Annotated in this window: 22 protein-coding genes; 16 read left to right on the top strand and 6 right to left on the bottom strand. The window is 67.7% G+C overall.

What is annotated here, in order from left to right:
* Positions 1–921, bottom strand: a complete 921-nt coding sequence (locus P4826_RS14495; RefSeq protein WP_317701090.1) for a phosphoribosylaminoimidazolesuccinocarboxamide synthase — start codon at positions 919–921, stop codon at positions 1–3.
* 304 nt (positions 922–1,225) lie between these two features.
* Here P4826_RS14495 and hpf point away from each other — a divergent pair, with 304 nt between their 5' ends.
* From hpf to hprK, 3 genes are all read left to right on the top strand, one after another.
* Positions 1,226–1,576 carry a ribosome hibernation-promoting factor, HPF/YfiA family gene (gene hpf / locus P4826_RS14500; RefSeq protein WP_317701091.1) on the top strand — a complete coding sequence of 117 codons (351 nt, stop codon included), beginning with the start codon at positions 1,226–1,228 and terminating at the stop codon, positions 1,574–1,576.
* A gap of 136 nt (positions 1,577–1,712) precedes the next feature.
* Positions 1,713–2,180 (top strand): PTS sugar transporter subunit IIA, encoded by a 468-nt coding sequence (locus P4826_RS14505; protein ID WP_317701092.1) that lies wholly within the window; start codon positions 1,713–1,715, stop codon positions 2,178–2,180.
* A 25-nt stretch (positions 2,181–2,205) separates the two neighbouring features.
* The gene (gene hprK, locus P4826_RS14510) at positions 2,206–3,162 is read left to right on the top strand and encodes an HPr(Ser) kinase/phosphatase (protein WP_317701093.1); all 957 of its coding nucleotides are present in this window, start codon (positions 2,206–2,208) and stop codon (positions 3,160–3,162) included.
* On the opposite strand, the gene fur is transcribed toward hprK, so the two are convergent.
* Positions 3,163–3,582: a ferric iron uptake transcriptional regulator gene (gene fur, locus P4826_RS14515; RefSeq protein WP_317701094.1), complete on the bottom strand. Its 420-nt coding sequence runs from the start codon at positions 3,580–3,582 to the stop codon at positions 3,163–3,165. It lies immediately after the preceding gene.
* 110 nt (positions 3,583–3,692) lie between these two features.
* Here fur and P4826_RS14520 point away from each other — a divergent pair, with 110 nt between their 5' ends.
* The 4 genes from P4826_RS14520 to P4826_RS14535 are packed head-to-tail and all read left to right on the top strand — an operon-like array spanning position 3,693 to position 6,224.
* On the top strand, positions 3,693–4,241 hold the full coding sequence (locus P4826_RS14520; RefSeq protein ID WP_425605175.1) for an outer membrane protein assembly factor BamE: 549 nt from the start codon (positions 3,693–3,695) through the stop codon (positions 4,239–4,241).
* A gap of 60 nt (positions 4,242–4,301) precedes the next feature.
* Entirely contained in the window at positions 4,302–5,126 is an 825-nt protein-coding gene (dapB, locus tag P4826_RS14525) for a 4-hydroxy-tetrahydrodipicolinate reductase (protein WP_317701096.1), read from the top strand.
* A 6-nt stretch (positions 5,127–5,132) separates the two neighbouring features.
* Positions 5,133–5,792, top strand: coding sequence for a MotA/TolQ/ExbB proton channel family protein (locus P4826_RS14530; protein WP_317701097.1), 660 nt, complete (start codon positions 5,133–5,135; stop codon positions 5,790–5,792).
* Positions 5,793–5,801: 9 nt separating this feature from the next.
* A complete protein-coding gene (locus P4826_RS14535) occupies positions 5,802–6,224 on the top strand; it encodes an ExbD/TolR family protein (protein ID WP_317701098.1) in 423 nt (140 codons plus the stop codon).
* Between the two features lie 124 nt (positions 6,225–6,348).
* Here the strand turns inward: P4826_RS14535 and P4826_RS14540 are convergent, their stop codons facing one another.
* Positions 6,349–7,593, bottom strand: a complete 1,245-nt coding sequence (locus P4826_RS14540; RefSeq protein ID WP_317701099.1) for a mechanosensitive ion channel family protein — start codon at positions 7,591–7,593, stop codon at positions 6,349–6,351.
* Between the two features lie 161 nt (positions 7,594–7,754).
* Here P4826_RS14540 and leuS point away from each other — a divergent pair, with 161 nt between their 5' ends.
* The 8 genes from leuS to P4826_RS14580 all read left to right on the top strand — a co-directional run bounded on the left by leuS (position 7,755) and on the right by P4826_RS14580 (position 17,222).
* The gene (gene leuS / locus P4826_RS14545) at positions 7,755–10,490 is read left to right on the top strand and encodes a leucine--tRNA ligase (protein WP_317701100.1); all 2,736 of its coding nucleotides are present in this window, start codon (positions 7,755–7,757) and stop codon (positions 10,488–10,490) included.
* Positions 10,490–10,999 carry an LPS-assembly lipoprotein LptE gene (locus P4826_RS14550; protein ID WP_317701101.1) on the top strand — a complete coding sequence of 170 codons (510 nt, stop codon included), beginning with the start codon at positions 10,490–10,492 and terminating at the stop codon, positions 10,997–10,999. Before leuS ends, P4826_RS14550 begins: the two co-directional genes overlap by 1 nt.
* A gap of 171 nt (positions 11,000–11,170) precedes the next feature.
* Positions 11,171–12,220, top strand: a complete 1,050-nt coding sequence (gene holA, locus P4826_RS14555) for a DNA polymerase III subunit delta (protein WP_317701102.1) — start codon at positions 11,171–11,173, stop codon at positions 12,218–12,220.
* Between the two features lie 165 nt (positions 12,221–12,385).
* Positions 12,386–13,801, top strand: a complete 1,416-nt coding sequence (locus tag P4826_RS14560) for a hemopexin repeat-containing protein (RefSeq protein ID WP_317701103.1) — start codon at positions 12,386–12,388, stop codon at positions 13,799–13,801.
* 25 nt (positions 13,802–13,826) lie between these two features.
* A complete protein-coding gene (locus P4826_RS14565; RefSeq protein ID WP_317701104.1) occupies positions 13,827–14,369 on the top strand; it encodes a hypothetical protein in 543 nt (180 codons plus the stop codon).
* 213 nt (positions 14,370–14,582) lie between these two features.
* A complete protein-coding gene (gene legP / locus P4826_RS14570) occupies positions 14,583–15,905 on the top strand; it encodes a Dot/Icm T4SS effector Zinc-dependent metalloprotease LegP (protein ID WP_317701105.1) in 1,323 nt (440 codons plus the stop codon).
* Positions 15,902–16,900, top strand: a complete 999-nt coding sequence (locus P4826_RS14575; RefSeq protein ID WP_317701106.1) for an MvdC/MvdD family ATP grasp protein — start codon at positions 15,902–15,904, stop codon at positions 16,898–16,900. Before legP ends, P4826_RS14575 begins: the two co-directional genes overlap by 4 nt.
* A complete protein-coding gene (locus P4826_RS14580) occupies positions 16,887–17,222 on the top strand; it encodes an S-adenosylmethionine tRNA ribosyltransferase (protein ID WP_317701107.1) in 336 nt (111 codons plus the stop codon). The genes P4826_RS14575 and P4826_RS14580 overlap by 14 nt, the downstream gene beginning before the upstream one ends.
* Before the next feature lie 237 nt (positions 17,223–17,459).
* Here P4826_RS14580 and P4826_RS14585 read toward each other — a convergent pair whose 3' ends face one another.
* From P4826_RS14585 to P4826_RS14595, 3 genes are read right to left on the bottom strand one after another with little or no spacing between them, the layout of a single operon-like run.
* Entirely contained in the window at positions 17,460–17,726 is a 267-nt protein-coding gene (locus tag P4826_RS14585; protein WP_317701108.1) for a hypothetical protein, read from the bottom strand.
* Positions 17,723–20,932: a class I SAM-dependent DNA methyltransferase gene (locus tag P4826_RS14590; protein ID WP_317701109.1), complete on the bottom strand. Its 3,210-nt coding sequence runs from the start codon at positions 20,930–20,932 to the stop codon at positions 17,723–17,725. The genes P4826_RS14585 and P4826_RS14590 overlap by 4 nt, the downstream gene beginning before the upstream one ends.
* 47 nt (positions 20,933–20,979) lie before the next feature.
* Positions 20,980–21,273 carry a hypothetical protein gene (locus tag P4826_RS14595; RefSeq protein WP_317703768.1) on the bottom strand — a complete coding sequence of 98 codons (294 nt, stop codon included), beginning with the start codon at positions 21,271–21,273 and terminating at the stop codon, positions 20,980–20,982.
* Between the two features lie 67 nt (positions 21,274–21,340).
* Here P4826_RS14595 and P4826_RS14600 point away from each other — a divergent pair, with 67 nt between their 5' ends.
* Positions 21,341–22,621 carry a glutamate-5-semialdehyde dehydrogenase gene (locus tag P4826_RS14600; RefSeq protein ID WP_317701110.1) on the top strand — a complete coding sequence of 427 codons (1,281 nt, stop codon included), beginning with the start codon at positions 21,341–21,343 and terminating at the stop codon, positions 22,619–22,621.
* Positions 22,622–22,868: the final 247 nt, after the last annotated feature.

Here is a 22,868-nt window from a genome sequence, read left to right on the forward strand (position 1 = left end):
TCAGGCGGTGAGCCGCTGTAGCGCCTCGCGGTACTTGGCGGCGGTGTTTTCCACCACCTCGCGCGGCAGGCGCGGCGCGGGCGCGGTCTTGTCCCAGGGCTTGCCGCCCACCTGGGCCTGCTCCAGCCAGTCGCGCACGAACTGCTTGTCGTAGCTGGGCGGGTTCTCGCCTTTGGCCAGGGCGTCGGCGTAGCCCTCGACGGGCCAGTAGCGCGAGCTGTCGGGCGTCAGCACTTCGTCCATCAGCACCAGGCGGCCATTGCCGTCCAGGCCGAACTCGAACTTGGTGTCGGCAATGATCATGCCCTTTTCCAGGGCCATCGCGGCCGCGGCCTCGTACAGGCGGATGCTGATGTCGCGGATCTGCGTGGCCAGCTCCGGGCCCACCATCTCCACCGTGCGCTCGAAGGTGATGTTCTCGTCATGCTCGCCCACCGCAGCCTTGGCGGCGGGGGTGTAAATGCTGTGCGGTAGCCTGGCGGCGTTGGTCAGGCCGTCCGGCAGCGGCACGCCGCAGACCGAGCGCGACTGCTGGTATTCCTTCCAGCCGCTGCCGGCCAGGTAGCCGCGCACCACGGCCTCGATGGGCAGGGGCTTGAGGCGCTGCACCAGCATGGAGCGGCCGCGCACCTGGGGTGCCTCGGCGGGCGTGACCACGCTCTCGGGTGCCTCGCCCGTCAGGTGGTTGGGCACGATATGCCCCAGCTTGTCAAACCAGAACAGCGCCATGCGCGTGAGCAGTTCGCCCTTGCCGGGAATCGGCTCGCCCATGATCACGTCAAAGGCCGAGAGCCGGTCGCTGGCCACCATCAGGATGCGGTCGTCCCCCACGGCGTAGTTGTCGCGCACCTTGCCGCGCGCCAGCAGCGGCAGCGAGGTCAGGGCGGAGGTGTGCAGGGCAGGGGTGCTGGGCTGGGTCATGTCGGTGGGGCAGGCGCGCGCAAAACGAATCGGCTGCGCCGACGGGCGCAGCGAAAGCGGCCCATTCTAGCGGTGCGCCCGGGTTGCGCAGGCGGGCGCCGCGCGCAGGGGAAAGCCGGCCCATTGTGGAACATTTCTGCTGGTTTGACATTTGTTCCGCATATCCCATATCCGCGGGCCAGGAAAGGCGTTGCGTTCCACGGCCGGCACGCGCATAGTGAATCCAGGGATGTGCGCATGCCATCCCCGGTCGCCCAGCTTCCAATCGGGTGGGCGGCATTGTTCAATTGAAGGAGGCTTGTCTATGAATTTGACGATCAGCGGTCATCATCTCGAAGTGACCCCGGCCTTGCGTAGCTATGTGACCACCAAGCTGGATCGCATCATTCGCCACTTCGACCAAGTGGTGGACGTGAAGGTACTACTGACCGTAGAGAAGCAAAAGGAGAAGGAAAAACGCCAGCGCGCGGAATGCACGCTGCATGTGAAAGGCAATGACCTGTTCGTGGAGAGCGCCCATTTCGACCTGTATGCGGCCATCGATGAACTGATGGACAAGCTCGACCGCATGGTCGTGCGCCACAAGGATCGCCAGCAGGATCACCAGGCCGGCCTGCGCCGCGCCACGGCCCAGGCGGCCGCCGCGGCGTCCTGACAGCCGTGCCTGCCCTGGCCCGCGCCATCGCCCATGCGGCGGCTGGCGCAGCAACCGCCCCCGTGGCGGTTTTTTGTTGCCGACAGATACACTTTCAGGGTTTCCGCTAGGCGTGCATAATCGTTACCTACTGACCATGAATCGACTAGCTTCCATATTGCCTGCCGCACAAGTGCTCGTGAGCGTCGATGCCACCAGCAAGAAGCGTGCGTTCGAGGAGGCCGGGCTGCTGTTTGAGAGCCAGCACGGCCTGTCCCGGGCCCTGATCACCGACAGCCTGTTTGCCCGCGAGCGCCTGGGCTCCACCGGCCTGGGCCACGGCGTGGCTATTCCGCATGGCCGCATCAAGGGGCTCAAGTCGCCCATGGCGGCGGTGTTCCAGCTGGCGCATCCCATCGGCTTTGACGCCCCCGACGAACAACCTGTGGCGCTGCTGATCTTTCTGTTGGTGCCCGAGGCGGCGACGCAAAAGCACCTGGAAATCCTCTCCGAGATCGCCGAGCTGCTCAGCGACAGCGGCCTGCGCGAGCGCATGAAGGCCTGCACCGACGCCGCCAGCCTGCACGCCATGATCTCAGGCTGGCAGTCCGCCCAGGGCGGATGAGCCCGACACCCGCCCGCCAGCCGCCGTGAAACCCAACGTCGTCAGTGCCGATGCGCTCTTCGAGGAGTTCCGCGTCCTGCTGAAATGGCAGTGGATCGCCGGCCTGGGGGCATCGGAGCGGCGCTTCACCGAGGTCGCCGTGCGCGCCGCGCGCTCCAGCGCCGATCTGGTGGGCTACCTGAACTACATCCATCCCTATCGCACGCAGGTGCTGGGCGAGCGCGAGATCGCCTACCTGACCAACGCCACGCCCGAGGACTGCGAACGCCGCATTGCGCGCATCGTCACGCTGGAGCCCCCGGTGCTGGTGCTGGCCGACGGCCAGCAGGCGCCGGACGAGCTGGTGTCGATGTGCGAGCGTGCGCAGATCCCGCTGTTTGCCACGCACGAGTCGGCGGCCTTCATCATCGACGTGCTGCGCACCTACCTGTCCAAGCATTTCGCCGACCGCACCACCATGCATGGCGTGTTCATGGACATCCTGGGCCTGGGCGTGCTGATCACGGGCGAATCCGGCCTGGGCAAAAGCGAGCTGGGGTTGGAGCTGATCTCGCGCGGCAATGGCCTGGTGGCCGACGATGCGGTGGATCTGTACCGCATCAACCAGACCACCATCGAGGGCAAGTGCCCGGAGCTGCTGCAAAACCTGCTCGAGGTGCGCGGCATAGGCCTGCTGGACATCCGCGCCATCTTTGGCGAATCGGCCGTGCGCCGGCGCATGCGCCTGAAGCTCATCGTGCACCTCGTGCGCAAGGAGACCATGGAGCGCGACTACGAGCGCATGCCCTACGAGCCGCTCACCCAGGACGTGCTGGGCGTGCCCGTGCTCAAGGTGGTTGTGCAGGTGGTGGCCGGACGCAACATCGCCGTGCTGGTCGAGGCGGCGGTGCGCAATACCATCCTGCAGTTGCGCGGCATAGACACCTACCAGGAGTTCCTGGAGCGCCACCGCCGGGCCATGGAAAGCGGCAGCGGCGCCTGATCAGCGTTTCTTCGCGCAGTCGGCGCATTGGCCGTACAGCGCCATCGAGTGGTCGTGGATCACCCAGCCCTTGTCCTTGGCGATCAGGTTCTGGCGCTTCTCGATCTCGGGGTCGTAGAACTCTTCCACCTTGCTGCAGACCGTGCACACGAAATGGTCGTGGTGCTGGCCCTCGTTGAGTTCGTAGATCGCCTTGCCGCTCTCAAAACTGCTGCGGATCAGGATGCCGGCCTGCTCGAACTGCGTCAGCACGCGGTACACCGTGGCCAGGCCGATGTCCGAGCGCTCGTCGAGCAGCACGCGGAACACGTCCTCGGCCGTCATGTGGCGCTGCGTGCCCTTCTGGAAGATCTCCAGGATCTTCAGCCGTGGCAGGGTGGCCTTGAGGCCGGTGCTTTTGAGTTCGTCGATGTTCGTCATGACAGGTTCTTTCTGGTGCCAGGGCGAAATCAGCTGGGAGAGCCCCGCGGGCTGTGCGCAAGGCCCCGGCCGCTACAATGGCCCGGATCATATCCCCTATGCATAGACCCATGTTTGCTCCCGCCTGTTGGGGCGCCCGCCGGGGCGCCATTGTGTTGTCGGCCCTGGGCCTGTGCACCGGCCTGGCCGGTTGCGCCGGCACCGGCGAGCGCCTGGCCAGCATGGTCACGCCCTACAAGGTGGACGTGGTGCAGGGCAACTTCATCTCGCGCGAGCAGGTGCAGGCGCTGCAGCCCGGCATGGGGCGCCAGCAGGTGCGCGAGATCCTGGGCACGCCGCTGATGGTGAGTCTGTTCCATGGCGACCGCTGGGAATATGTGTTTACCCTGAAGCGCCCGGACGTGCCGGCGCAGACGCGCAAGCTCACCGTGTTCTTCAAGGACAACATGCTCGATCGTGTCGAGGGCGACGAGATGCCCTCCGAAGCCGAGTTCGTGGCCTCGCTCAGCTCCAGGCGGGCCCAGGCCAAGGTGCCGCCGCTCGAAGCCACCGAGGCCCAGCTGGAGCGCTTCCCCAAGGCCAAGCCGGCCTCGGCTGCCCCCGCGGCGCCCACGCCTGCCCCCGCCGCCAGCTACCCGCCGCTGGAATCGCGCCGCTGAGTCGCGCGCCCGCGGCTGGCCTGGCCAGGCCAGTCCGATTTGTTTTGATTGCGAGCCGACATGACCTCTACCTCCTCTACCGCACAGCGCCGCGTGGCCGTCGCCGGCGCCTCCGGCCGCATGGGCCGCATGCTCATCGAGGCCATTTGCGCCAGCGATGACTGCCTGCTGGCCGGAGCCCTGGATCTGGCCGGCAGCCCCGCCGTGGGCCAGGACGCGGCGGCCTTCCTGGGCCGCGCCAGCGGTGTCGCCATTACCGCCGACCTGCGCGCGGGCCTGCAGAACGCCGACGTGCTGATCGACTTCACGCGCCCCGAGGGCACGCTGGCGCATGCCGCCATCTGTGCCGAGCTGGGCGTGCAGATGGTCATAGGCACGACGGGTTTCACCGATGCGCAGAAGGCCGAGCTGGACGCCGCCGCGCGCCGCGTGGCCATGGTGTTCGCGCCCAACATGAGCGTGGGGGTGAACGTCACGCTCAAGCTGCTGCAAATGGCGGCGCAGGCGCTGGATGCGGGCTACGACATCGAGATCATCGAGGCGCACCACAAGCACAAGGTGGATGCGCCCTCGGGCACGGCACTGAAGATGGGCGAGGTGATTGCCCAGGCCCAGGGCACGCTGCTGGCCGACCGCGCCGTGTACGAGCGCTACGGCCACACCGGTGAGCGCAAGAGCGGCAGCATAGGCTTTGCCACCGTGCGCGGCGGCGACATCGTGGGCGACCACACGGTGCTGTTCGCCGGCACCGGCGAACGCGTGGAGATCACGCACAAGTCCAGCAGCCGCGCCGGCTACGCCCAGGGCAGCCTGCGCGCCGTGCGCTACCTGGCCGGACAACGTGCGGGCATGTTCGACATGTTCGACGTGCTGAACCTGAAGTAAGGGCACATGGACGGCCTGCACTGGTTGCGCCAGGGGGATGCGGTCACGCAGGCCACGGCGGCGCTGCTGCTGGTCATGTCGGTGGCCAGCTGGGTCGTCATCTTCTGGAAGCTGCGCCTGATGCGCCGCGCCCATGTGGACATGCCGCGCTGCACGGCCGCCTTCTGGCAGGCACCCACCCTGGCCACCGCGGCCGAGCGCCTGCCCGCCTTCGACCGCGAAGCGCTGATCCTGCCCCTGGTGCGCGCGGCGCAGCAGGTCGAAGCTGCCCAGGCCGGTGCCCTGGCCAGTCAGGGCAGCCTGTCGCAGCGCCTCACGCGCGTGCTGCGCGATGCGCTGCATGGCGTGCTGGGCCGGTTGCAATTCGGCCAGGTGCTGCTGGCCACCGTTGGCTCCACCGCGCCCTTCGTGGGCCTGCTGGGCACGGTGTGGGGCATCTACCACGCGCTCACGGCGCTCACCGGGGCCGAGCAGATCAGCATAGAGCGCCTGGCCGGCCCCGTGGGCGAGGCGCTGATCATGACCGCAGCCGGCCTGACGGTGGCCATCCCCGCCGTGCTGGCCTACAACTGGTTCGGCCGCGTCAGCGCCCGCATCGAGGCCGACCTGGAGGGCTTCGCGCGCGACCTGCGCGAGCTGCTCGTCGATACCGACCCGCCCAACTAACGGCACGCCATGGCATTCGGCCGCCTGGAGCGCACCAAGGGCGCGGAGCCCATGAGCGACATCAACGTGACCCCGCTGGTGGACGTGATGCTGGTGCTGGTGGTGATCTTCATCCTCACCGCGCCGCTGCTGGCCAGCAGCATCCGCCTGCAACTGCCGCGCGCCGAGGGCGCCCAGGGCGGCACGCCGGAGCATGCGGTATCGCTGGCGGTCGATGCCGCCGGCCAGGTCTATCTGGACGAAGCGCCGGTGGACGCCGCCACCCTGGCCCAGCGCCTGCGGCAGATCGCCAACCAGCGCCCCGACACCGAGGTTCAGCTGCGCGCCGACCGCAGCGTGCCCTATGGGCGTGTGGTCGAGGTCATGGATGCGGCGCAGGCGGCCGGCCTGACGCGCATGGGTTTCGTGGCCCAGCCATCAACTCAAAAATAAGAGCGTCTGGCGCTTGCTGTACGGGCGTTATAGGCCAAACAACTCCCAATTCAGGCATCTCCGGGAGCGCCGGCGTCTCGCCGGCATGGTCGTGCGTACAGGCGAGACGCCGGTGCTCCCGCTGTCATGGCAAGCCCTTTTGCTGCAGCCCGCTGCGGATGTCCCAGCCCGTGGGGCTTTGGTACAGGCGCAGGTCGAATTCGGGCAGCAGCGCCAGCAGGTGGTCGAAGATGTCGCCCTGTATGGCCTCGTACTGCACCCAGGCCGTGGTGGCGGTAAAGCAGTACAGCTCCAGCGGCACGCCCTCGGCCGTGGGTTCGAGCATGCGCACCATCAGCGTCATGCCCTGGTGCACGCCGGGGTGGGCCTGCAGGTAGGCCTGCACATAGGCCCGAAAGGTGCCGATGTTGGTCAGCCGGCGCAGGTTGGCGGGCACGGCGGCGCCCTCGCCCAGCGCGGCGTTGGCGCTGTGCACGGCCTGGCGCTTGGCCGCCAGATAGGGCGCCAGCAGGGCGATGCGCTCCAGGCGGTCGATGTCCGCGTCGCTCAGGAAGCGCACCGTGGCGCTGTCGATGCGCAGCTGGCGCTTGATACGGCGCCCGCCCGATTCGCTCATGCCGCGCCAGTTGCGGTAGCTCTCGCTCATCAGGCGCCAGGTGGGGATGGTGGTGATCGTCTTGTCCCAGTTCTGCACCTTCACCGTGTGCAGGGCGATGTCGATCACCGCGCCGTCGGCGCCCATCTGCGGCATCTCTATCCAGTCGCCCACGCGCAGCATGTCGTTGGACGACAGCTGCACGCCCGCGGTGAACGACAGGATGGTGTCCTTGAACACCAGCATCAACACCGCCGACATGGCGCCCAGGCCCGACAGCAGGATCAGCGGCGAGCGGTCGATCAGCACCGCCACGATGACGATGGCACCGATCAACGCCAGCGCCAGCTTGCCCAGCTGCACATAGCTCTTGATGGAGCGGGTGGCCGTGCGCGCGCCCTCCGGCCTGCTCTCCTGCTCCTGCAGGATGGCGTTGAGCAAGGCGTTCAGCGTGCGCACCAGCTGCAGCACGGTCAGCGCGACGGCCAGGTTGCGGATCACCGCAAAGGCCACCGGGTCCAGGTGCGGCACGGCGCCAATGCCCGCCTGCACCACCAGCGACGGCACCACGCGCGCCAGGCGGCGCAGCACCTGGTCGTGCCATAACACGCGTGCCCAACGCACATCCATGCGCTCGCGCAGGCGCGGCACCGTGTGCAGCAGCAGGTATTGCGCCAGCGCCTGTACCACGTAGGCCAGCAGCAGCAGGCAGGCCAGGCCTATGGTGGCCTGCATCCAGGGTGATAGCGACAGAAACAGCGTGAGGACGGTCAAGGGCGGGAAAACTCCTTGCAATGCTGCGGCATGCCGGCCCCATGGGCTGGCGCTGCGCGGTGGTGGGGGGATGAACGCCTAGAATTGGGCGCAATTGTCAGACCCTTGTGACCACTGCGCAGCAGCGCAGTTCCCCGCCGCCTTTCTTATCCAGCTTCCCGATGCAAGACAAATACAACCACACCGAGGTGGAGCGCGCCGCGCACGCCCACTGGACGGCCAGCGATGCCTACCGCGTCACCGAGGATCAGGCAAAACCGAAGTACTACGCCTGCTCCATGCTGCCCTACCCCAGCGGCAAGCTGCACATGGGCCATGTGCGCAACTACACCATCAACGACATGCTCACGCGCCAGCTGCGCATGAAGGGGTTCAATGTACTCATGCCCATGGGCTGGGACGCCTTCGGCCTGCCGGCCGAGAACGCCGCGCTGAAGAACAAGGTGCCGCCCGCGCAGTGGACCTACGACAACATCGCCTACATGAAGCAGCAGATGCAGGCCATGGGCCTGGCCATCGACTGGAGCCGCGAGGTCGCCACCTGCGACCCGGAGTACTACAAGTGGAACCAGTGGCTGTTTTTGAAGATGCTGGACAAGGGCATTGCCTACCGCAAGACCCAGGTGGTGAACTGGGACCCGGTGGACCAGACCGTGCTGGCCAACGAGCAGGTGATAGACGGCAAGGGCTGGCGCACCGGCGCGCCGGTGGAAAAGCGCGAGATCCCCGGCTACTACCTGAAGATCACCGACTACGCGCAGGAGCTGCTCGACCATGTGCAGGTCGGCGGCGAAAAGGCCACCTTGAGCGGCTGGCCCGACAAGGTGCGCCTGATGCAGGAGAACTGGATCGGCAAGAGCGCCGGCGTGCGCTTTGCCTTCACGCACGACATCCAGGACGCGCAGGGTCATTTGATCCAGGACGGGAAGATGTATGTCTTCACCACGCGCGCCGACACCATCATGGGCGTGACCTTCTGCGCCGTGGCCCCCGAGCACCCGCTGGCCACGCACGCCGCGCAGGGCAATGCCAAGCTGGCCGCCTTCATTGAAGAATGCAAGAAGGGCGGCACCACCGAGGCCGAGCTGGCGCTGAAGGAAAAAGAGGGCATGGCCACCGGCCTGTTCGTCACCCACCCCTTGAGCGGCGAGCAGATCGCCGTCTGGGTCGGCAACTACGTGCTGATGAGCTACGGCGACGGCGCCGTGATGGGCGTGCCCGCGCACGACGAGCGTGACTTTGCCTTTGCGCTGAAGTACGACCTGGAGATCGAGCAGGTGATCCTGGTCGATGGCGAGCATTTCGACCACGAGCGCTGGCAGGACTGGTACGCCGACAAGGAGCGCGGCGTGACCATCAACTCCGACAACTTCAGCGGCCTGGCCCACAAGGACGCCGTCGCCGCCGTGGCCGCCGCCCTGGCCGCCAAGGGCCTGGGCGAGCTCAAGACCACCTGGCGCCTGCGCGACTGGGGCGTGAGCCGCCAGCGCTACTGGGGCACGCCGATCCCCATCATCCACTGCCCGGACTGCGGCGCCCAGCCCGTGCCCGAGAAGGACCTGCCCGTGGTGCTGCCGCCGGATCTGGTGCCCGACGGCTCGGGCAACCCGCTGGTGAAAAGCGAGCAGTTTCACGCCGGCGTGGTCTGCCCCTGCTGCGGCAAGGCCGCGCGGCGCGAGACCGACACCATGGACACCTTCGTCGATAGCTCCTGGTACTTCATGCGCTATTGCGACGCGCAGAACCACGACGCCATGGTCGGCGCCGGCACGGACTACTGGATGCGGGATCAGAATGCCGCTACCGGTGGCAGCGGCATGGACCAGTACATCGGCGGCATCGAGCACGCCATCCTGCACCTCTTGTACGCGCGCTTCTGGACCAAGGTCATGCGCGACCTGGGGCTGGTCAAGGTCGACGAGCCCTTCACCAAACTGCTGACCCAGGGCATGGTCTTGAACCATATCTACAGCCGCAAGAGCGCCAAGGGCGCGAAGGACTATTTCTGGCCGCATGACGTGGAACACATCCACGACGAGACGGGCAAGATCGTCGGCGCCAAATTGAAGAACGCGGCCGAGAGCACCGACGGTCTGCTCCCCGTGGGCACGGCCATCACCTACGAGGGCGTGGGCACCATGTCCAAGTCCAAGAACAACGGCGTCGATCCGCAGCACCTGATCGAAAAGTACGGCGCCGACACCGCGCGCCTGTACACCATGTTCACCGCGCCGCCCGAGCTGACGCTGGAGTGGAACGACGCGGCGGTGGAGGGCAGCTACCGCTTCCTGCGCCGGGTGTGGAACTTCGGCGTGAAGCTGTCTGCTATTGATAGAGAAGCTGCCAGCGCAAGTACAGCGGGCGTTACAAGCCTGAATGACGTTGAGTTTGGCAAGGAGGCGAAGGCCCTGCGCCTGGAGATCCACACCGTGCTCAAGCAGGTGGAGTACGACTACCAGCGCATGCAGTACAACACCGTGGTCTCCGGCGCCATGAAGATGATCAACGCGCTGGAGGACTTCAAGGCCCAGGACAGCGCAGGCGCCGCCGTGGCGCTGATCGAGGGCTTTGGCATCCTGCTGCGCGTGCTCTACCCGGCCACGCCGCACATCACGCACGCGCTGTGGACCGAGCTGGGCTACGCCGGCTCCCTGGGCGATCTGCTGGACGCCGCCTGGCCCCAGGTGGACGCTGGCGCCCTGGTGCAGGACGAGCTGGAGCTGATGCTGCAGGTGGGCGGCAAGCTGCGCGGCGCGATCCGCGTGCCGGCCAGCGCCGACAAGGCCGCCATCGAGGCCGCGGCGCTGGCCAGCCCCGACTTCCAGAAATTTGCCGAAGGCAAGGCGCCCAAGAAGGTCATCGTCGTGCCCGGCCGCCTGGTCAACGTGGTGCTGTGATGCGCAGACGCAGCCTGCTTGCCTGCCTGGCCGTGGCGCCGCTCACCGCCTGCGGCTTTCGCCTGCGCGGCGTGCCGCAGTTCGCCTTTCGCACGCTGTACGTGCAGGCGCCCGAAGGCTCGGCCATGGCGCGCGAGCTGGTGCGCACGCTGCAGGGTGCGGGCGGCAACCTCACGGTGCTGACCGACCCCGCCCAGCTGCCCCAGGCCGAGGCCGTGCTGGAGCTGCCCGGCGAGCAGCAGGAGCGCATTGCCGTAGGCATGAGCGCCGCCGGCCAGATCCGCGAGCTGCAGCTGCGCCTGCGCCTGCGCTTTCGGCTGCGTGGCCAGCAGGGCCAGGAATGGATACCCGAGACCGAGCTGCGCCAGCAGCGCGACATCAGCTACAACGAAACCCTGGCCCTGTCCAAGGAGGGCGAGGAGGCCATGCTGTTTCGCAATATGCGCACCGACATGGTGCAGCAACTGATGCGCCGCCTGGCGGCGGTGAAGATTGGTGCAACCCCCTGAGTCGCTTCGCGCCTTCCCCCTTCTCCTGCGGGAAGGGGGACGCCGCCGGTGGCCTGGCAAAGCCAGCTCCACGGCGGCTGCTGGCCTTGCGTGCGCCAGTAGCGAAGGTAGCGCATTTCACTATTGTTTATATAGCTGTTTGCGCTTTATGGATAAGAGTTGGAGCCTGATTTGACTCAAATCTCTCTGAGCCAGCTCGCCGCCCACCTGGCCAAGGGCCCGCGCCCGCTCTACACCCTGCACGGCGACGAGGCCCTGTTGCAGCAGGAGGCGCTGGACGCCATACGCGCGGCGGCGCGCGCCCAGGGTTATACCGAGCGCAGCAGCTTCACCGTGGCCGGCGCGCACTTTGACTGGAGCGCGGTGCTGGCCGCTGGCGGCTCATTGAGCCTGTTTGCCGACCGGCAGATCGTCGAGATCCGCATCCCCTCGGGCAAGCCCGGCAAGGACGGCGGCGCCGCGCTGCAGCAGATCGCCCAGGCGGCGCAGGGCAACGACAGCGTGCTCACCCTGGTCGTGCTGCCGCGCCTGGACAAGGCCACCAGGACCGGCGCCTGGTTCTCGGCGCTCGAAGCACATGGCGCCACGGTGCAGATCGACCCCGTGGAGCGCGCCCAGCTGCCGGCCTGGATCGCCCAGCGCCTGGCCGCCCAGGGCCAGCGCGTGGCCGCCGGCGAGGAGGGCCAGCGCACGCTGCAATTCTTTGCCGACCGCGTCGAGGGCAACCTGCTGGCCGCGCACCAGGAGATCCAGAAGCTGGCCCTGCTGCACCCCCAGGGCGAGCTGTCGCGCGAACAGGTCGAGGCCGCCGTGCTCAACGTCGCGCGCTACGACGTGTTCAAGCTCTCCGAGGCCGTGCTCTCCGGCCAGGTGGCGCGCACCCAGCGCATGCTCGACGGCCTGCAGGCCGAGGGCGAGGCCGAGGTGCTGGTGCACTGGGCACTGGCCGAGGACATACGCGCCCTGAAGCGCGTGAAGGACGCCATGAACGCCGGCAAACCGCTGCCCATGGCGCTGCGCGAAAACCGTGTCTGGGGCGTCAAGGAGCGGCTCTACGAACGCCTGCTGCCCCAGGCCAGCGACGCGCAGCTGGCGCGCCTGCTGCAATCGGCGCATGTGGTGGACGGGATCGTCAAGGGCTTGAAGCAAGCCGACTGGCCACAGGACGGCTGGCAGGCGCTGTCGCGCCTGGCGCTGCAGCTGTGCCGCCTGGGGCGCTGAAGCCGCTGCCCGGCGCCTTGCCGGAGCCTTGCCTGAGCACCGCCGTCAGCCACCGTTGACAGCGCCATGGCATGGGAGTAAATGCTGACACTGGCGCGCAGGCATGCCGGCGGCCGACACCGCGCGCCCGATCGTTCGACTCACGCTTTTGCGGCAGGAGGTTGTATGACAGCGCATTCCCATTCCCACGCCCAGGCCCACTCATGCACCATCAAGACGGTAGCCGTTGCCGAACTGGCGGCGGCAGCGGACAGGGCGGTGCAGATCAACCCGCTGAATGCCCCATCGATCCAGATGGTGCGCGCGCTCGGCATGCCCGCCGAGATGCCGGTCCAGGCGCGCCTGAGCGTGCTGACGAAAAAATACTGGGGCTCCAAGGGCGTCAAGCTCACGGTCGGCTTCATGGACAGCCCGCCGGCCGACCTGCGCGCGCGCATCCTGAGCCACATGAACGCCTGGGGCGCGTGGAGCAACGTGCGCTTTGTCGAGACCAAGACCAATCCCCAGGTGCGCATTGCCCGCACCGCGGGCGACGGCTACTGGTCCTACCTGGGCACCGACGTGCTGTTGATACCTGCCAACGCCCCGACGATGAACTTGGACGGCTTCACCATGAACACCCCGGACTCGGAGTTCTACCGCGTGGTGCGCCACGAGACCGGCCATACGCTGGGCTTTCCGCATGAGCATATGCGCAAGGAAATCATCGACCGCATCGACAAGCAAAAGGCCATTGCCCATTTCATGCAAACCCAGGGCTGGAGCGAGCAGGAAGTGATCCAGCAGGTGCTGACGCCGCTGGCGCAATCGGCCCTGATCGCCACCGCCCAGGCCGACCCGACCTCCATCATGTGCTACTGGCTGCCGGCCAGCATCATGAAGGACGGCCAGGCCGTCAGCGGCGGCAACGACATCAACGCGCTTGATGCCCAGTTCTCCGGCCTCATTTACCCCGGCCCGGTGGCGCCATCGTGCATCTGGCCCAACGGCAAGGCCTATTTCTTCAAGGGCAAGCAATACCTGCGCTACGACCCCAAGGCCGACAAGACCGACGCCGGCTACCCCAAGCCCATGGCCGGCAACTGGCCCGGCTTTCCCACCACCTTCAGCAACAAGGTCGATGCCTTCGTGCTCTGGGGTGGCGGCAAGGCCTATTTCTTCAAGGGCAAGCAATACCTGCGCTACGACGTGGTGGCCGACCATGTCGATCCCGGCTACCCGCGCCCCATCGCCGGCAACTGGCCCGGCATGTGGCCCGAGAAGATAGACGCCGCTATCTGCTGGCCCGGCAACGGCAAGGCCTATTTCTTCAAGGGCGACCAGTACCTGCGCTACGACATCGCCGGCGACAAGACCGATGCCGGCTACCCCAGGCCGATTGCCGGCAACTGGCCGGGCTTCCCGGCCGACTTTGCCGCCGGCGTGCAGGCCGCGGCCGTGTGGAACAACGGCAAGGCCTATTTCTTCAAGGGCAGCCAGTACCTGCGCTACGACATCGCCGCCGACAAGGTCGATGCCGGCTACCCCAAGCCGATTGCCGGCAACTGGCCGGGTTTCTGGCCCGGGGGGCTGGATGCCTGATGGGCCACCGGGGCCCTTCGGGCCCGTGCTTGACGCGGCGCCATGGCCCGACGCACAGCCGGCGCCCGCCGCGCCCTGGTCGCGCACCGAGGACGCCCTGCCGCCCGAGATCGCGCGCATTGCCGAGGGCGCGGTCACCCTGTTCAAGGGCGGGCTGATGAACGCCGGCCGGCAGACCTGGTACGCACTCGATCTGCAGCGCCGCTGCTTTCTGGCCGTGCTGCGCCAAAGCGGTGCCGGTGCGGCCCTGCCGGCGGGCGCCAGACCGGTGGCCACATGCCCGGCGGCCACCGAATCACTGCACCAGGCGAGCGCCAGCGCCGCGCAGTGCCAGGCCTTTGCTGCGCTGGCGCAGCGCCTGCTGGCCTGTGCCGACGCACAGGACGGCCAGCCCGAGCCCCTGCCCCAGGGCCCGCTGCGCCGCAGCCTGCTGCTGCTGCACCAGGGGCAGGCGCTGGCGCTGCCGGGCGGGGCCGCCGCGCAAGCGCTGCGCGCCGAGATCATCTGGCTGATCCAGCAGCCGCTGCAGCAGGAGCTGCTGGGGCCCGATCCACATGCCGGCGCTTGACGCGCGCCAAGCCCGGTAGGACACTCGTTAGTCACGACTTACTGTCGTGCAACGATCAGAACCATGTGCATCCTGCCCTTGCTGGCCATGGATTCGCAGCCGGTTTCGGGATCTGACCTTGAAGGAGCATGAAGCAGGCATTCATCGCGCTGGTCACTACAGGCAGTCCCCCCTCGTAGCCGATTCGCGCCCACTTCAGCGAGGTAAATCATCATGGCAACCAGACGCAAAACCGAAGGCGGATCGACGGGTGCTGGCGGCGCCGACCCCTGTGAATGCCGCGCCGGCCCGCTGGCGGGCACGGCCTTCGTGGGCTTCAGGGGGCTGCATGGGGCCACGGGCAAGTGGCTGCACTATGCCGATGTCGATGGCCAGGCCATCTTCGAGGGCGACATCGTGCTTGGCAGCGTGGCCGACATGCAGGCCGACGAATCCGGCAACCCGGTGCTGTTCTCGGTGGGCATCACCAGCCCGGACGGCGTGCAGTTCCGCTGGGCCGGCGGCCGCGTGCCCTATGAGGTGGACCCGGCGCTGCCCAACCAGGCGCGCATCACCGATGCCATTGCGCATTGGGAGTCCAACACCGTGATCCGCTTCGTGCTGCGCACGGCGGCCAACGCCGCGCAGCACCCGGACTATGTGCGCTTCGTGCCCGGCGGCGGCTGCTCCTCGCATGTGGGGCGGCGCGGCGGCATGCAGGCCATCACGCTGGGCGCGGGCTGCACCACCGGCAACACCATCCACGAGATCGGCCACGCCGTGGGCCTGTGGCATGAGCAAAGCCGCGAGGACCGCGACCAGTTCGTGCAGGTCAACTGGGCCAACATCGACCCGGCGATGCAGCACAACTTCAACCAGCACATACAGGACGGCGACGACCTGGGCGCCTACGACTTCGGCTCCATCATGCATTACCCGGGCACGGCCTTTTCCATCAACGGCCAGCCCACCCTGGTGCCGCGCGTGGCCCTGCCGCCGGGCGTGGTGATGGGGCAGCGCACCGGCCTGTCGGCCGGTGACATTGCCGGCGTGCTGGCCATGTACCCCAATGTGCGGCCGACGATCAAGGAGGTGGGCAAGGACCCCATCCGCGACACCATCAAGGAGGTGCGCAAGGACGTCATCCGCGACACCATCAAGGAGGTGCGCAAGGACCCCATCCAGGACACCGTCAAGGAGGTGCGCAAGGATCCCATCCGCGACACGGCCAAGGAGCTGCGCAAGGACCCCATCACCGACCCGATCACGGTCAAGGAGGTCGGCCGCGACCCCATAGGCCCGATAGGCCCGGGCCCGGTGATCAATCCGGCCATTCGCGATTACTCCGCCCCCTTCGTGCTGGCCGGCGCCAGCCGCCAGCCGCTGGGCAACGACCTTGGCGGCGGGCTGGGCGATGCGCTGCAGCAGGCCGCCGCGCAGGTCGATCAGCTGGCCGCGGCCCACGAAGAGGCCCAGGCCATGGCCGACGCCCTGGCGCAAGAGCTGGAGCAGGCCGTGGCGCAATGGCAGGCGCTGGGGGGTGAGGGCGGCGCATGATCCTGGTCGTCTCCTACCCGGGCGAGGAGCACACCGACGCCGTCTGCGCGCGCCTGGCCGCCGCGGGCGAGCCGGTGCACCGGCTGAATCTGGCCGACTTTCCCGCCCGGCTGCCGCTGGCCTGCGCCTGGACTAGCCAGGCGGCGCCGGCGCTGCGGCTGCTGGGCGCAGAGCCCATCGACCTGGCGGTGGTGGACGCCGTCTGGTGGCGGCGCGTGCAGCCGTTCGAGATCGACCCCGGCATTGGCCCGGCAGACCGCCGGCAGTTCGTGCACAGCGAGACCGAGCAGGCCGTGCTGGGCATGCTCGACTCCATCGACGCGCCCTGGATCAACCCGCGCCTGGCCGACGACGCCGCGCACCGCAAGCCGCTGCAGTGGACGCAGGCCGCCGCCGTCGGCCTGACGCTGCCGCCCACCTGCGTGACCACCGCGCCCGACCAGGCGCGCGCCTTCTGCGCCGCGCACCACAGCGCCGGCGTGGTGTTCAAGCCCTTCCTGGCCAGCATTGCCGACTGGCGCGAGACACGCCTGGTGGAGGCCGAAGACCTGGCGCGGCTGGAGCTGGTGCGGCTGGCGCCGGTGATCTTCCAGCGCCGCATACAGGGTGTGGATTTGCGCGTCACGGTGATAGGCGAGGCCCTCTTTGCCGCCGAGATCGACGCGCGCGACAGCAGCTACCCCGTGGACATGCGCATGGTCATAGGCGAGGCAAAAATCCGCGCCGTGGACCTACCGCCGGCACTGAGCCAGCGGCTGCTGGCGCTGATGCGCCGGCTGGGGCTGGTCTACGGCGCCATCGACCTGAAGCAGGACGAGCACGGCGACTACTACTTTCTGGAGGTCAACCCCGCCGGCCAATGGCAGTTCGTAGAATCGCGCGCCGGCCTGCCCATCACCCAGGCCCATGCCGACGCCCTGCGCCGCATGGCCAGCGCGCAGCGCCGGCGCCGCGGCAAAACAGCCAGAAGCACCCAAGACCATGCAACACCTTGAAGGCCAGGTCATCTGGCCCGCCGACACCGCCAGCGACGGCGCCGGGCTCACCCTCACCGTGCAGCTGCGCGACGTGGCGCTGCAGGACATCGCCGCGCCCCTGGTGGCCGAACATGTCGCCCCGGTTGCGGCCCCCGCCGCCGGCCAGGCCAGCGCCTTCCGGCTCGCCTGGCGTGCCCCCGCCGCCGCACCCGGCCAGGGCGCGCCCCAGCTGGCCCTGCAGGCACGCGTGGTGGACGCCAGCGGCCGCCTGCGCTACATCAGCACCGAGCATGTCGCCGCCGCTCCGGGCGCCAGGATCAGGCTGCAGCGGGTGGGGTGAAGCGACTTGGCCCCGTAACAATGGATCCGGCAACCAAGCGCTGACCGTCATCCAGGCGACTCCGCAACCAAGCGTTGACCGTCATCCCGGCGCAGGCCGGGATCCAGGGATGCCCTTGGCCAGCCTGGATGCCGGATGCTGGATCCCGGCCTGCGCCGGGATGACGACAGCCAACGACCGCTACTTGCCGGATCAAAAGGCTTGTTCCTCGGGCGCCAGATCGATTTTTCTGGCGGCCTACTCCTCCCAGAACGCCTCGATCAAATCGCCCTCGGCGTCCAGCAGCCACCATTCGATCACCACGTCGCGCTGGCCCATGCCCAGCAGCCCGAGGAGGCCGCGCGGGGCGCCGCGGCGCGGGCAGCGCCACAGCTGGTCGCCCGGCTGCATGCGCGCCAGCACGGCGCGGCGCAGGTCGGGATGCACCTCGGGGCCGTGGACATCGACCAGGCGGTCCTGGCCGTCGCCGATCTCGGCGGGCGTTGCGGGGCGGGGGCGGCTCATGGGGCGTCTGCGGTGCGGCTGCGCTCGTGGTTCAGCGCCAGCAGGCGGCGCAGGATTTCGTCGTCGGGCATGTCGGCGCGCCAGTCCTGCCAGCCGTAGGCCGCGGCCACGGCAGCGTCCAGTTGCGCGTGGGCCTGGGCCAGCCAGGCGGGGCGCTGGTTGTAGAGGTTGGTCAGGGTGCGTTTTTGCAGGGCCTTGGCGTCGGCTTCGCTCAGGTTGGGGCGCGGCTCGATGCGGTCGGGGTAGGGCGAGGCGTCCATGCCCAGCGGCACGGCCTCAGGCACGGCCCGTGTCCACTCGGGCGGGTTGAGCCAGTTGCGGCGCAGCTGGTCCAGGCGCTGGGCGGCCTGGGCGATGGCGCTGGCGGCGGCGCGTGCGTCTATGTTTTTGATAGCTGTTTGCGCTTGCTGGGTGGGCGCTAGCGGCATTTTTTGCTTGAAATCTTCCGCCAGGCCGGAGGGGATCAGCGCGCCGCCCTCCAGGGCCTCGGTGCGCTGGTGGGCCGTGTCCGCGGGGGTCAGGCCGGCGGGGAAGGGGAAGGTTTCGAAGCAGGTGGTGGGGGTGTAGCGCGGGTCGTTGCCCACGCCTAGCCAGGTGCCCATGCGCAGCGACCACAGCTCGTGCATGCGGCTGTGCAGGATGCCGAAGGTGGTGTCGTCGGCGCGGGCGATGGCGACGGTGGCGGTGTCGGGGATGGCGCTGCCCGGGCTCCACACGAAGAGTCGGTGTTTGGATACACGGACGGTGAGCGCAAAACGTGCCAAGCGCTCCAGCGCGATGCGCATTGCGGGGCGACTGCGCTCATGTAACCACCACTTGGCATCCTTGCGTGTGGGCTTTACATGCTTCAAGACGTGTTCGAACGGAGCCTCGTAGAGCGATGCTTCGGGTTCGGTGGCGTTTACACCGAAATCGACAATCCACATGTCTTGCGGGCGGCGCACAACGTTTGCGCCATTACTCCACGGGCGGATTACCCGGCTGTTGCTCATGCCGTTGACGTTAGGCAATCGCAGCCAATACCTGGCGATCTCACCCGAGATCTCAAAGGTGCCGTATTTCTTGGTGCCCTCGAATGCTGTGTTTTCGTTTTCCGGCAAATGAACGGCGGTACTGGCATCGAAGCCGGCAAGGTCAGCCAAATTGGCATCGATGTGCGTGGTCGTGCGGCCGTTAAGGCGTGTGGCGTTGCAATTGCCAAAACAGACCAATGACACTCGCACTGCTGCCCCGTCGTTGACCCACGGCTCGTCAGACCAAGCATCAAAAATTGCAGAGTCTTTGCATATGGCCTCCAGGACGGTGCGGTTGACGCCGCCGCGAATGGAGTTGGTTGCGACCAGCCCTGCCGCTTGTAAACCGTGCAACTGAATTTCTTGCAGGGCTTTGTCGAACCAATAGCACACCAAGTCAGCAAACCCGGGGACGCGGCTGCCATAGACGAGGTTGAGAGCATCAAAGTAGTTGCCTCCCAGCTCGCCGCGTTTCTTGCTGCCCCCCAAAAACGGCGGATTGCCCACCACCACGTCGGCGCGGGGCCAGGGGGCTTCGGTGGCGGTAGCGCCCGGTGGGCCGGCTTCGGGGTCGGAGCCCGAGTTTCGCTGCGCGAAATCGGGATCCGACCCCGAAGCCTGGGTGGCTGGGTGCGCGGGGGCTAGCGCTGGCGCGGCGGCGGTTGCGGCTGTTGCTCCCTCGCCCCCTTGGGGGAGAGGGTGGGGGTGAGGGGGTGCTTCGGCGCTGCGCCCGGTGGAGTCACCCTCACCCCAGCCCTCTCCCGCTTGCGGGCGAGGGGGCAAGGACAGCAGCGCGTCGCGGCATTCGATCTGCTCCAGCGGCTCCAGCACGGGGTTGGTCTTGACCTCGTAGCCGTGGGCGATGCGCCACTGGATCTCGCCTATCCACAGCGACACGCGCGCCAGCTCGGCGGCGTATTCGTTCAGCTCTATGCCCAGCATGTTGTGCGGGCCGGTGACCAGATCCTGCTCGCGCGCCAGGCCCAGGTTGGCGGCCTGGGTGATGCAGTACAGCTCCACGTCCTTCAGTGCCTTCAGGCCCAGGAACAGAAAGTTGCCGCTGCCGCAGGCGGGGTCGAGGATGCGGAACGCGCGCAGCCGCTCCAGCCATTGCACGAAGCGGTTGTGGGCCTTTTTGTAGGCGGCGTCGCCATGTTTCCTGATCTTGGCCGTTTGCGCTTGCAGGTCTTGCGCCAGAAGCTCCCATTCTTGTAGCAATGGCCGGGTGATGACGGGCTCGATGATGCGGGCTATTGTTGCCGGGTCGGTGTAGTGCGCGCCCAGCTGGCTGCGCTTGGCGGGGTCCAGGCCGCGTTCGAACAGGGTGCCGAAGATGGAGACGTCGATGGCGCTCCAGTTCAGGCCGGCGGCGTTGCGCAACTCGGTGATGTCGAGGATCTCCAGCTTCGGGACATGGATGTGCGCGAACAGCCCGCCGTTGAACCAGGGGATGTCGTCCGGCCCGTACAGGCCGCCGGTCTGCATGGTGGTGAAGAGCTGCGCCAGGCCGGTGGTCAGGCGCTCGCTGGTGATCTGGCGGTTGCCCACCAGGCGCTCGAACATGCGCCCGGGCAGCAGGCCCACGTCTTCGGCAAAGAAGCAGAACAGGCATTGGGTGAGGAAATGCGCCACCGCGTCGGGGTGGTGGCCGCGCCCGCGCAGCTGCTCGGCCAGCAGGGCAAAGCTTTTGGCGGCGGCCTCGGTGATGTCGCGGTTGGTCTGGCGCGGGCGAAAGCTTTGCGGGTCGGTCCACAGCCGGCGCAGCAGCTGGCGCTTCTCCGGCTGGTCGAGCTGCTCGATGCGCACGGTGTGCGTCTCGCTCGGGTGGCCGTTGAACTGGGTGTGGATGCGGATGGTCAGGCGGTCGCAGACCACCAGCAGCGGCGGGTTGGAGAGTGCCAGGCTGTACTGCTGCAGCTGGCGCAGCGCGGCGTCCAGGTTCTTGCCGGGGGCCTTGTTCTCCCAGGCGAAATGGTCGCGGTAGAACACGTCGGCATAGCCGCGCGCCTCGCCCAGGATGAGGGACTGGCGCTCGAAGCTGTATTCCTGCGCGACGTCGGGGCTGCCGGGCTTGGGGACGCCCAGCAGCTCGCACAGGCCCAGGAAATGGCTTTGCGCGCCCTGCTCCTCGTTCAGGTGGGCGCTGCTGCCGCCGGGGCCCCATTGGGCGATGAAGTCGGTGGGGGTGGTCACGGGTTGCTTTTGTTTTGCTAGCTGCTGGCGCTGGTTTGGCGGGCGTATCAGGCGGTTTTGCCCGCAAGTGTGGCACGCGCCTTGTCCAGCCATTGCTGCAGGCTGTCCAGCAGGCCCTGGTGGCTGAAGGAGCAGCTTTCCTCGGTGAACAGGGCGCCGGCCTCCAGGCGGTCGAGCAGGGCCAGCAGCACCTCGGCGTAGCGCGGCGGCAGGGCGGCCAGCAGGGCGGCGTGGCCGCGCGCGCCGGCGCTGAAGGCGTGGTTGCTGGTCTGCTGCGCGCGCAGGGCGTGCAGCTGGGCTTGCAGCTCGTCGAGCTGGCGCAGGGCGGTGTTGTGGCTCATGGGGCGTAGCGTAGCGCCTGTGCCCTGGCGGGCGCGTGGCGTGGTGATCTGCGTCAGAATCGCACCCATGAATGCCCTGAACATCGCCGAATACACGCACACCCTGGGTTTACAGGCAAAAACGGCTTCCGCGCTTATGGCGCGGGCGCAAGCAGCTATTAAAAACAAAGCATTGCTGGCGCTGGCGCGGCTGTTGCGCGAGAACGTGCAGGCCCTGCAGGCGGACAACGCCGCCGACCTTGCGCGCGCCCGCGCCGCCGGGTTGCCTGAGCCCATGGTCGATCGCCTGAAGCTGACCCCCGCGGTGCTGGAGACCTGCGCCCTGGGCTGCGAGCAGCTGGCGGCCATGCCGGACATCATTGGCGAGATCATCGGGATGAAGCAGCAGCCCAGCGGCATCCGCGTGGGCCAGATGCGCGTGCCGATTGGCGTGTTCGGCATGATTTACGAGAGCCGGCCGAATGTGACCATCGAGGCGGCCAGTCTGTCGATCAAGAGCGGCAACGCCTGCATTCTGCGCGGCGGATCGGAGGCGATTGACTCCAACCGCGCGCTGGCGCGGCTGGTGGCGCTGGCGCTGGCCGAGGCCGGCCTGCCCGAGCACGGTGTGCAGCTGGTGCAGACCACAGACCGCGCCGCCGTGGGCCAGCTGATCGCCATGCCCGCGTATGTGGACGTGATCATTCCGCGCGGCGGCAAGGGGCTGATAGAGCGCATCAGCGCGGAGGCCAAGGTGCCGGTGATCAAGCACCTGGACGGCAATTGCCACAGCTATGTCGATGACCCTTGCGACCTGGATCTGGCCGTGACGGTGGTGGACAACGCCAAGACGCAGAAATACAGCCCCTGCAACGCCACCGAGAGCCTGCTGGTGGCGCGCGCCGTGGCGCCGGCCTTTTTACCGCGCATCGGCGCCGTCTTCGCCGAAAAAGGGGTGGAAATGCGGGTTTGCGCTGAAAGTAGGGCGCTGCTGGCTACTGTTTCAGGAGCAAAACTGGTCGACGCCACCGAGGCTGACTGGAGCGAGGAGTATCTGGCGCCCATCATCAGTATCAAGGTGGTGGCGGGGCTGGACGAGGCGATTGCCTGGATCAACCGCTACAGCAGCCACCACACCGAGGCCATTCTGACCACCGACCACCGGCATGCGCAGCGCTTTTTGCGCGAGGTGGATTCGGCCAGCTGCATGGTCAACGCCAGCACGCGCTTTGCCGATGGTTTTGAGTACGGTCTGGGCGCGGAGATCGGCATCAGCACCGATAAATTCCACGCGCGCGGGCCGGTGGGGCTGGAGGGGCTGACGTCGCTGAAGTATGTGGTGCTGGGCGAGGGCGAGGTGCGGCGCTGAGCCGCTGGGCCATGCGCTTGTTTTTGGATAGCGCGTTGCGCCGTATCCGCAAGGGTGGGGCCCGGCTTCTCCCTCGCCCCCTTGGGGGAGAGGGTAGGGGTGAGGGGGTTGTTCAGGCGCAGTGGCTGTTGACATACAGCCCTCACCCCCGCCCTCTCCCGCGCGCGGGAGAGGGAGTCGAGACGCCGCGCGCTGGCGACAGGTGTGCGCATGGTGGCCCAGTGCGGTGGGTCAAGACAGGTCGGCA

Source organism: Diaphorobacter limosus (assembly GCF_033100095.1).
In the GTDB taxonomy this organism is placed as follows: Bacteria; Pseudomonadota; Gammaproteobacteria; order Burkholderiales; family Burkholderiaceae_C; genus Alicycliphilus; species Alicycliphilus limosus.